Source organism: Glaesserella sp., from assembly GCF_041814905.1.
In the GTDB taxonomy this organism is placed as follows: domain Bacteria; phylum Pseudomonadota; class Gammaproteobacteria; order Enterobacterales; family Pasteurellaceae; genus Glaesserella.
On sequence record NZ_JBGXYA010000071.1, the window covers coordinates 1 to 8,744 of the forward strand.

General features: G+C 39.2%; 12 protein-coding genes. 3 read left to right on the top strand and 9 right to left on the bottom strand.

What is annotated here, in order from left to right:
• Positions 1-259, top strand: a 259-nt coding sequence (locus ACEYJ7_RS09895) for a transposase (RefSeq protein ID WP_373778938.1), incomplete at its 5' end; no start/stop codon positions are given.
• A gap of 98 nt (positions 260-357) precedes the next feature.
• On the opposite strand, the gene ACEYJ7_RS09900 is transcribed toward ACEYJ7_RS09895, so the two are convergent.
• The 3 genes from ACEYJ7_RS09900 to ACEYJ7_RS09910 all read right to left on the bottom strand — a co-directional run bounded on the left by ACEYJ7_RS09900 (position 358) and on the right by ACEYJ7_RS09910 (position 1,582).
• The gene (locus ACEYJ7_RS09900) at positions 358-801 is read right to left on the bottom strand and encodes an ester cyclase (RefSeq protein ID WP_273318601.1); all 444 of its coding nucleotides are present in this window, start codon (positions 799-801) and stop codon (positions 358-360) included.
• Positions 802-1,046: 245 nt separating this feature from the next.
• Positions 1,047-1,331: a type II toxin-antitoxin system RelE/ParE family toxin gene (locus ACEYJ7_RS09905; RefSeq protein ID WP_373768020.1), complete on the bottom strand. Its 285-nt coding sequence runs from the start codon at positions 1,329-1,331 to the stop codon at positions 1,047-1,049.
• Positions 1,328-1,582, bottom strand: coding sequence for a type II toxin-antitoxin system Phd/YefM family antitoxin (locus ACEYJ7_RS09910; protein WP_373768019.1), 255 nt, complete (start codon positions 1,580-1,582; stop codon positions 1,328-1,330). The genes ACEYJ7_RS09905 and ACEYJ7_RS09910 overlap by 4 nt, the downstream gene beginning before the upstream one ends.
• 232 nt (positions 1,583-1,814) lie before the next feature.
• Between ACEYJ7_RS09910 and ACEYJ7_RS09915 the strand changes: the two genes are divergently transcribed.
• Positions 1,815-1,964: a hypothetical protein gene (locus ACEYJ7_RS09915; protein ID WP_373778939.1), complete on the top strand. Its 150-nt coding sequence runs from the start codon at positions 1,815-1,817 to the stop codon at positions 1,962-1,964.
• Between the two features lie 43 nt (positions 1,965-2,007).
• On the opposite strand, the gene ACEYJ7_RS09920 is transcribed toward ACEYJ7_RS09915, so the two are convergent.
• The 3 genes from ACEYJ7_RS09920 to ACEYJ7_RS09930 all read right to left on the bottom strand — a co-directional run bounded on the left by ACEYJ7_RS09920 (position 2,008) and on the right by ACEYJ7_RS09930 (position 5,899).
• Positions 2,008-3,618 carry a hypothetical protein gene (locus tag ACEYJ7_RS09920; protein ID WP_373778940.1) on the bottom strand — a complete coding sequence of 537 codons (1,611 nt, stop codon included), beginning with the start codon at positions 3,616-3,618 and terminating at the stop codon, positions 2,008-2,010.
• Positions 3,619-3,680: 62 nt separating this feature from the next.
• The gene (locus ACEYJ7_RS09925) at positions 3,681-4,895 is read right to left on the bottom strand and encodes an ATP-binding protein (RefSeq protein ID WP_373778941.1); all 1,215 of its coding nucleotides are present in this window, start codon (positions 4,893-4,895) and stop codon (positions 3,681-3,683) included.
• A 113-nt stretch (positions 4,896-5,008) separates the two neighbouring features.
• Complete coding sequence (locus tag ACEYJ7_RS09930; protein ID WP_373778942.1) at positions 5,009-5,899, bottom strand: LysR family transcriptional regulator; 891 nt, start codon at positions 5,897-5,899, stop codon at positions 5,009-5,011.
• A gap of 122 nt (positions 5,900-6,021) precedes the next feature.
• Here ACEYJ7_RS09930 and ACEYJ7_RS09935 point away from each other — a divergent pair, with 122 nt between their 5' ends.
• Positions 6,022-7,113 (top strand): ABC transporter substrate-binding protein, encoded by a 1,092-nt coding sequence (locus ACEYJ7_RS09935; protein WP_373778943.1) that lies wholly within the window; start codon positions 6,022-6,024, stop codon positions 7,111-7,113.
• A 96-nt stretch (positions 7,114-7,209) separates the two neighbouring features.
• Here ACEYJ7_RS09935 and ACEYJ7_RS09940 read toward each other — a convergent pair whose 3' ends face one another.
• From ACEYJ7_RS09940 to ACEYJ7_RS09950, 3 genes are read right to left on the bottom strand one after another with little or no spacing between them, the layout of a single operon-like run.
• Positions 7,210-7,677 (bottom strand): N-acetyltransferase family protein, encoded by a 468-nt coding sequence (locus tag ACEYJ7_RS09940; RefSeq protein WP_373778944.1) that lies wholly within the window; start codon positions 7,675-7,677, stop codon positions 7,210-7,212.
• Between the two features lie 8 nt (positions 7,678-7,685).
• A complete protein-coding gene (locus ACEYJ7_RS09945; RefSeq protein WP_373778945.1) occupies positions 7,686-8,111 on the bottom strand; it encodes a MarR family transcriptional regulator in 426 nt (141 codons plus the stop codon).
• Positions 8,098-8,523, bottom strand: coding sequence for a PACE efflux transporter (locus tag ACEYJ7_RS09950; protein ID WP_373778946.1), 426 nt, complete (start codon positions 8,521-8,523; stop codon positions 8,098-8,100). Before ACEYJ7_RS09950 ends, ACEYJ7_RS09945 begins: the two co-directional genes overlap by 14 nt.
• Between the last annotated feature and the right edge of the window lie 221 nt (positions 8,524-8,744).

Here is an 8,744-nt window from a genome sequence, read left to right on the forward strand (position 1 = left end):
GGCTGAATGGGTAAAAATGTTGGAAGGCAAGGCAGTGCAAAGCATGAGCCGCCGAGGCAATTGCTACGACAACGCCGTGATTGAAAGCTTCTTTGCGATATTGAAATCAGAATGTTTTTACTCACGGACTTATACATCAATCGCCGAATTACAGGCAGAAATTGAAGAATATTTGGTATATTACAACCAAAAACGAATTAAACCCGACTTAAAAGGATTGAGCCCGGCACAATACCGAGCTCAATATTTACGTGAATAACCTGTCCAACTTTTGGGGGCAGATCACTTTTAAACGCATAAAAACAAAATGCCACCCGAACTTCAATTGTTCAGATGGCATTATTATCTTACTTTAAATTAAAACATCCCACGTCCGCTTTCTGTTTTTTCAGGCACCGCTTGGATTACGTCCCAATGCTCTACGATTTTGCCGTTTTCATCGAAACGGAAAATATCCACCACCGCCTCGCCACGATCTTCATCGTTTAATTTGCTGTGAACGTGCAACATCACTAAATCGCCGTCTGCCATTACACGTTTAATCTCTGCGCGTGATTTTGGGTTCGCTTTTAAAAACGGCGCAAAGGCATCAACAAAAGCCTGACCGCCGTCCGCCACGGTCGGGTTGTGCTGCAAGTATTCTTTACCGATATATTTATCGGTCGCTTCCTGCACTTTGTGCTGATTGAACGCCATTTCATAGAACGCCAACGCATTCGCTTTGTTTTGTTCCGGCGTCGTTTGTGCCATTGCAACGGTTGAAGAGAAAAGTGCGGTTAAAAGTAAAAGAGATTTTTTCATTGGGTTTTCCTTTTTGTTTGTTCATTCAGCATGATTGCTGTTGGTGTGTGATTATATTGAAACAAAAAAGAGAAAAAATAGTGTTTTTTGAATATCACTGTTTCAAATTTTAAAACAATCTCGATTAAAAACGACAAGCGGTCAAATTTCTCCGATATTTTGCCTTTGCAAAAAATTGTAAGAATTTGACCGCTTGTCTATTTCTAAAACGTTAAGCAAATAGTTTCATAAAATAGAATTTGTCATCATAAACGCAACTGTGCTTTTTGGTAAACATCACTTCGATCACGTTTGCCTACCGCTACCACTTGAATAACAATCTGTTCATCAACCACTTGATAAACCAAGCGATAGCCGGAACTTCTCAATTTGATTTTGTAACAATCTTTCATACCACGAAGTTTGGCGCCGGCTACTCTCGGCTGTTCTATGCGTTCTTGAAGTTTATCTAAAAATTGATTGGCAATCACCTTATCCAACTTTTGAAATTCTTTAAGGGCCTCCTTCCGGAATACCACGCGATAAGTCATCGGCGTAAATCCTCTAAATTTACTTCAACTAACTCATCGTTTTGACGTTCTTCCACAATTCTTGCCAGTTCGGCATCGTCTGCCAGCTCCATTAGATATTCATAAATATGTGGGGGAACACAATAAAAAGCGGGCTCATTGCGGTTTAAAATGGCAATCGCTTCACCACCTGCAGCGTTAAATGTCGCCATAGGATTGGTTTTTAGCTCAGTAATACTCGCAACAGTATTAGTTAAAACGATACTTGGCATAATAGCACTCCTTTTTTAGTGCTGTTTATCGCTCTTTTTATAGGTTTTGTCAAGATAGTTTATAGGCTTTAATCGGTTTACGATAAAACAACACTACAACTACCAACTCACTCCCCGAAATCTCTCCACTAAAAAATCCACAAGCGGTTGTTTTCGCAAAATCTTTTACAAAACGACCGCACTTTTACCCTTTCAACGCCTCCACCTAAGCCTCACAAAACAATAGGCGGACGTGGTAAACAAACACGGCGGCAAAGTGGAAGTCATCGAACTGCCAAAAGTGGGAATTAAAGGTAACACCCACTTCCCAATGTCGGATACGAACAACGTACAAGTGGCGGAGCATTTAGCGGGGTGGTTGAAAGAGAAGGGGAGTGGATAAGTAAGGGAATGCCGTCTGGAATTCAGGCGGCATTTATTATATACTACTCTTTTTTTGTCGGTACTAAACTCTTTACTTTCTCAATAAAATCCCAGAACTCTTTTTTCTTAATGACTTCTTCTACTGGAATTGGATCTTTATGATTTTTATCTAAGGTTTCTGCTGGGTTTAGAGAAATTGCTTTCAGCATATTATCCATAAGTTTTGGTAAAAGTTCATTTCTATTTTCTTCAGATAATTTTTCTATTTGCTGTTTATAGCTATCATATGACTTAGCTAATGCTTCTTTGTGTGCATATTCTTGAGCTAAGCGTTGTGCTTCATTTCGTCTTCTTGAAATAAAGAGAACTAACCAAAGGGCAGGAAGAACAAAAGGTAGCTTATAGATTAAACTATCTAAAATAGCCATTATTCTATTAGATAAAGAAACTTCTTTAGTACTAACTATCTGATCATTATGTATTTTGCTTTCATCGTTTGCTGGTTTTGTGTTTGTTTGTCCGCTAATTTCAGAATCATTTTTTTGTTCATTATCAATATTATTTTGATCGATATAATTAGCACTAATTTGACTATATACATTAGTAGTTGTACTGAATTTATTAGGTATAAAATTTACCCCAATAACAACTGCAAACAGAATTATCAAAGAAACATAAAACCAATTTCCATAATTTTTTACTTCATTATTGAATTTTTCATACATTTCATGATAAGCACTAGATAAGCCAGCAGATGTTGCACCTGGTAAAAGACTTTCTATTTGAGAATTGAGTTCTTGATAACACTCTTGCTGTTGGGTTTTGAATTTATCTAATTCATTTTTTCTTATTTCTAATTCATTTTTTAGTCCACCTTCAAGATCTCCATCTGCATTTTCTTTGCCAAAAACTTTATCATAAAATTCATCAAGCTCATCTAAAATATGTGAAGAATCTGATTTTAGTGAATGTAATGCTGCATTCTGAGATTTTCCATCTGAAAGGTAATTCTTAATTTGTTCTTCGATACCATCTTCAGGGGCAAAAATCTCTTGATGAAATTCTGTTATTTGAGAATTTTTCTCTTCAAAATCATTAACTAATGAAGATATTTTTGATTTCACTCCATCTTCTTCAAATAGTTGTTCGCTATATTCAGAAAATTGCTCTTGCTTTTCAGATAAATCACGAACAATCAAGTTGGCCATCTTAGATAAATTTTCAGCTTCTTGAGCTGAAGATTGAACATTAGCTAAATACGATTGAGCATGTTCTAAAATTGTTTCCGAATATTGATTTAATGCATTATTTAATGCAGATACAGCTCTTCCTTTGTAAAATATAAAAGGCATCAAATCCCTTAATATAGTATCTAAAGGATCGTTATTAATGTTCTTTATATAAGTAATATTATTTGTTGTTAAATAACTATTTAAATTAGATTTAATGCTTGAGATAGGTGTTTTTGTTTTGTCCAATACAGACATAGGAACAAAATCAGGATCAACTCCTTTTAACATATCAGAAATATAAGTAACCACTTTCTTTAAGCGAGCAATCTCATCTCTATCTTCTGTTGATAAGCCAGCAGCATTAATTTTATCCACTGATTCTTCTATTTCTTCCCATAAAGAAAGAATTTCTTGATTAAATTTAGTCATACGAGTAGACATATTAAATTCCTTAGCTAATAATTAGACTGATTTAAAAGTAATCCATAAACAGTATTCACTTTTTAGTTTTTTACGAAAACTGACTTCAAAAACTCCCTCAAACTTAAACACTGCACGCCCTCAAAAGTATTGCCGTCAAATTCGTCCATCGTCACCACATATTTCGGGTAGTTGTCTTGAATTTTGAGCAGGTTGCCGAATTCTCTCTCGAGCGTTTTTTCTTCGTTGATGGTAAGTGTGGCTTGCACATAAATGCGTTCGCCATTTTTCTCTGCCACGAAGTCAATTTCTTGGCTATTTAAACCGCCGATTTTGACATCATAACCTGCGATTTGAAGATGATTGAAAATGCAGTTTTCGAGCAATTTGCCACGGTCTTGTACCTGATAACCAATCAAGGCGTTTCGCAAACCTAAATCTTCAAAATAGTATTTTTCGCCAATCTCAAAAATGCGTTTTCCTTCAATATCATAGCGTGGCACTTTGTGGATTAAAAAAGCGTTGGCAAGATATTCCGCATAATTTTGCACCTGTGTGCTTGACGTAGTAATTTTCTGCGATTTTAAAAAATCAGAGATTTTTTTAGCAGAAAACAGATTGCCGATATTACTCGCCAAAAATTGCGTGAGTTGTTCTAAAAATTGCACATTTCGCAATGCATAGCGGTTTACAATGTCACGAATGGCAATGGTGGAATAGATATTCCGCAGATATTCAAACACGATATTGTCTTGCAACGGCAAGTCTTTCAAATAAGGCAAACCGCCGTATTTCAAAAACAGCGACATCGACTTATCACTATCATCCAGTTTCATAAATTCAAGAAATTCAAAATAGGACAGGGAATGGACGTTGATTTCAATCGCCCGACCGCTTAACGCCCCGGCAATATCCCGTGAAAGCAAATGAGCATTGCTGCCCGTGCAATACAAATCCAATTCGTCATCTAATAAAAGCGAACGCAACGCCTGCTCAAAACCTGTAATTTCTTGAATTTCATCAATAAAAATGTAATTTTTTTGACCGCACTTTTTCTGTTGTTGTACAAAATCATTCAGGTTTTCAGCGGTTGCAATGTGGCTAAATGCCAAGTCTTCTTTGTTGATATAAATAATGTGGGCATTTTCATCTGCGACTTTGATCTCTTGCATAATCTGAAACAGCAAATAACTTTTCCCCACACGGCGCTGCCCTGTGAACACTTTAATCAAACTTTTACCGATAAACGGACGCACCGTTTCAAGGTATTTCTGGCGATAAACTAAATCTTTCTTCATAGCAAATTCCTTAATTTATACCTGATACTTTATCTTTAAATAGAAAAAATTTCAATTACACTTAAAACTTTTATGAAAAACATTAAAACTTTCAATTATAAAATTAACATCCACTACCAACTCACCCCATTAAACCTCTCTACCAAAAAATCCACCAATGTGCGGATGGTTAAAGGCAACTTGTGGCGAGAAGAATATAGGGCGTAAATTTGATAGGTTGGGAGTTGCCAATCGGTTAAGATTGACACTAATTGCTGGCTGGCTAAATATTCGTTTAAAAGATATTTCGGCAGCATTGCGATGCCGCCGCCTGCAAGCGTGAGATTTAACAAGGCGCCGGTGTCATTGGTGGTGAATTGGCTGGTGAGTTCTAGGCTGATTTCACGCTCATTTTGATAAAACTTCCACTCTTTGCGGTTGATATTGGCATGCGCCAAATAGATGTGTTCCACCAAATCCTGTGGTGTTTGGGGAACGCTCTTTTGAGCCAAATATTCAGGGCTGGCAACCAATAGCGAATGGCAAATCGCTAAAGGGCGGGCGATTAAATTCGGGTCAGGCTGATTGGTAAATCGAATCGCCAAATCGATGCGTTCATCAATTAAATTGACCGATTGATCGCTTAATTGCAACTGAATATTCAGTTTCGGATGGCGTTGTAAGAAATCTTTGATCGCCAGTAACAAATGGGTGCTACCAAATGATGAATTTGAGGCAATCCGCAGTGAGCCTTGCAACTCCCCTTGTTGTGCTAACACGTCTTGTTCAATTTCAGTAGCCAAAGCGACCATTTTTTGACAATGGGCTAAGGCACGCTCGCCTGCGGAAGTCAGCGAAACACGGCGCGTGGTGCGCTGTAATAATCGAGCATTAAACCACTCTTCCACCAATGCCACCGCTCTAGTGACCATTGGGCGGGATAAATCCAACCGATCTGCCGTTGCGGTAAAACTCCCCGTTTCAACCACAGTCAGAAAAATATTCATCGCCTCAATACGATCCATATCACTCCTCCATTGTTACAATTTTTGTAATAATTATATTCAAAATACGCTATTTTTCCCATTTTTTATTTCAATATAATGCAAATATTCAATAAACAACATTACTCATTCAAGGAAAATAGATGAAATTATTTGCAAAACTTACCCTAATTTCAACCGCGTTAATCGGCACGTCTGCCTTTGCGGTGGACGCTGAAACCCGTTCTTTAGAGGAACTTTATCAAGCAGCCGTTAAAGAAGGCGGCACGTTAGTCGTGTATGCCGGCGGCGACACCGCCGAACAACAAAACGGCATTAAAGCTGCCTTTGAAAAACGTTTCCCAAAAATGAAACTGCAAACCATCGTAGATTACAGCAAAGTACACGATGCCCGCATTGATTACCAACTGGAAACCAAAAATCTGCAAGCGGACGTGGTGCAACTACAAACCTTGCAAGACTACCCACGTTGGAAAGCGGAAGGTGTATTAATGGCGTATAAACCACTGGGTTGGGATAAAGTTTACCCAGCGTTTAAAGATAAAGACGGCGCTTGGACAGGTGTATTTGTGGATGCGTTTAGCAACGTTTCAAACAAAACGGCGCTCGGCGATATTCCAACGCCAACCACCTTTGCCGACTACACCAACCCGAAACTAAAAGGCAAAATCATCTCAACTTACCCGAACGATGATGATGCCGTGCTGTTCGGCTATAAGTTAGCGGTGGATAAATACGGTTGGAATTGGTTACAAAATTTAATGAAAAACGAACCGCACTTTGTGCGTGGCACACAAGCACCAGCAGATGAAGTGGAGGCTGGAACTTATGCGGCGACTTTCTCAACCGATGGAATGTTAAAAGCCGATCCTGAAGCGAAATCCCGATTTGTGTTACCGAGCGAAGAAGGTTTTGTGGCTTGGGCGCAACGTGCGGCGATTTTAAAAGACGCCAAACACCCGGCAGCGGCAAAACTTTATTTAAGCTGGTTATTAGATAAAGATTTCCAAGAAAATGTTTGGTATATGTGGCCTGTGCGTACAGACGTAAAACAACCTGAAGGCTATAAAGCCATTTGGGAATATCCAAACGCAAACTTAGCCCAATTTGAGCAATTTATGGAAAATCGTGCGGAAGTGGAAAAATTCCGTGCCCAAATTCGCCTGTTTGTTGGCGATGTGAAAGGTGAATCTTCTGCCGGCGAATGGGGCTTAACGCCAAATCAAATGCGATAAGCATTACACGTTAATGACATAACACAAAACAAGCGGTGGGATTTGAAGAAAAGTTTGCAAATGCAAAATTTCATTCAATTCCCACCTCTTTTTCCCTTAAAGTTTCTGTTCCATCAAGGTTTTTAATGGTTCAAGCCCTAAGCGTTCGTAGAAACGAAATGCCCCTTGATTGTCATTCCAAACGTGAAGTGTCACGCTGTCGCAAGTGTTGGCTTTGGCAAAATCCACCACATACTGATACAACTTCTCGCCGATTTTCTTGCCTCGTTGTGACGCATCCACACAGAGATCGTCAATATACAACACCTTGCGATCAAATAACGCCGGAACGCCTTGTGTAATTTGATAAATGCAGAACGCATAGCCTTGCACCGTGCCGTTTTCATCTTCATACACAAAGATCGGCTTTTGTTCGTCTGCCATTAAGGCTAAAATTTCTTCATCGCTGTATTTGCGTTTACCTGCTTGGAAAATATCAGGGCGAGCTTCAACGTGAACAGCGTGAACTTGGTATAACAACTCGGCAATACGGGCGACATCATCGGCTTTTGCGGGTCTAATCATGGGTTCTCCTAAATCGTGTTTAACTGTGTAGCAAGTTGATTTAATACCATTTCGGTCTCATCAAGCAACTGCTCAAATTTCTCCGTACCGAACTGCCGGCTTACTTGCAATTCTGCTTCGGTGAGCCGAGCGATAATCGGGTCGATAAAGAGTTTACCGCTTGCACTTAAAGCAATCAACTTACTGCGTTTGTCGTTCTCATCAGGCAGAAAAACCAAAAAACCTTTTTGATCCAATTGTTTACAAACGGACGTGACGGTTTGTTTCGGCAAACTCCATTTATCGCCGATGGCGGTGGGCGAAGTCGCACCGTAACGACCGATGGAATACAAAAAATGTAATTCGTTTAGAGTGAGTTGGTGTTGCTTCGCAACATTAGCGTAAATACTCGAGAGTTGTGCCGCCAGTTCCACCAATTTATCAAAAGGATTCATGTTCGCGCTCCAAAAATTTGACACGGGTAATGTCGTAAAGCCAGTTAAACACCAAGGCGTACAGCATAATCAATAAACTCAATCCGATATCCGCTAAAAAGGCGTGCCACAGGCTTAAATCCAATAAATACGCTACCACGGGAATGGTAAACAGCAATAACGTACACTCAAAACAGACCGTGTGCAGAATCCGTAATTTCAGGCTGCGCGCTTCCCGCTTGCCGGTCGCGAATTTATCAAACACATAGTTAAACAAAAAGTTAAGCGCCATTGCCATCACGGACATAGCAACTCCGGTTCCCGCCGCCGCTTCAAGACTGAAATCCCCCGCCAATAACACCGCAACCGCACCGATTGCCATTGCCCCGATTTCAAATAAAAATGAATGAAAAAGACGTTCGTAAAAAGTCATTAAATAATCCTATATCGTACTAAATTGCGATTATTTTAGTACGATATAGGATTAAATACAACCAACTTTGTAAGATTTGCAAAATTTGATTCGGATCTTACCGCTTGTAACTGCTTGTATTATTGCTTCACCCGCTAATGGACTTGTAAAATAATAAATCTTATTATAGACATTTAAAAAGGGACATTACCATGCCTAACAGCACAGCACAGCACAGCACA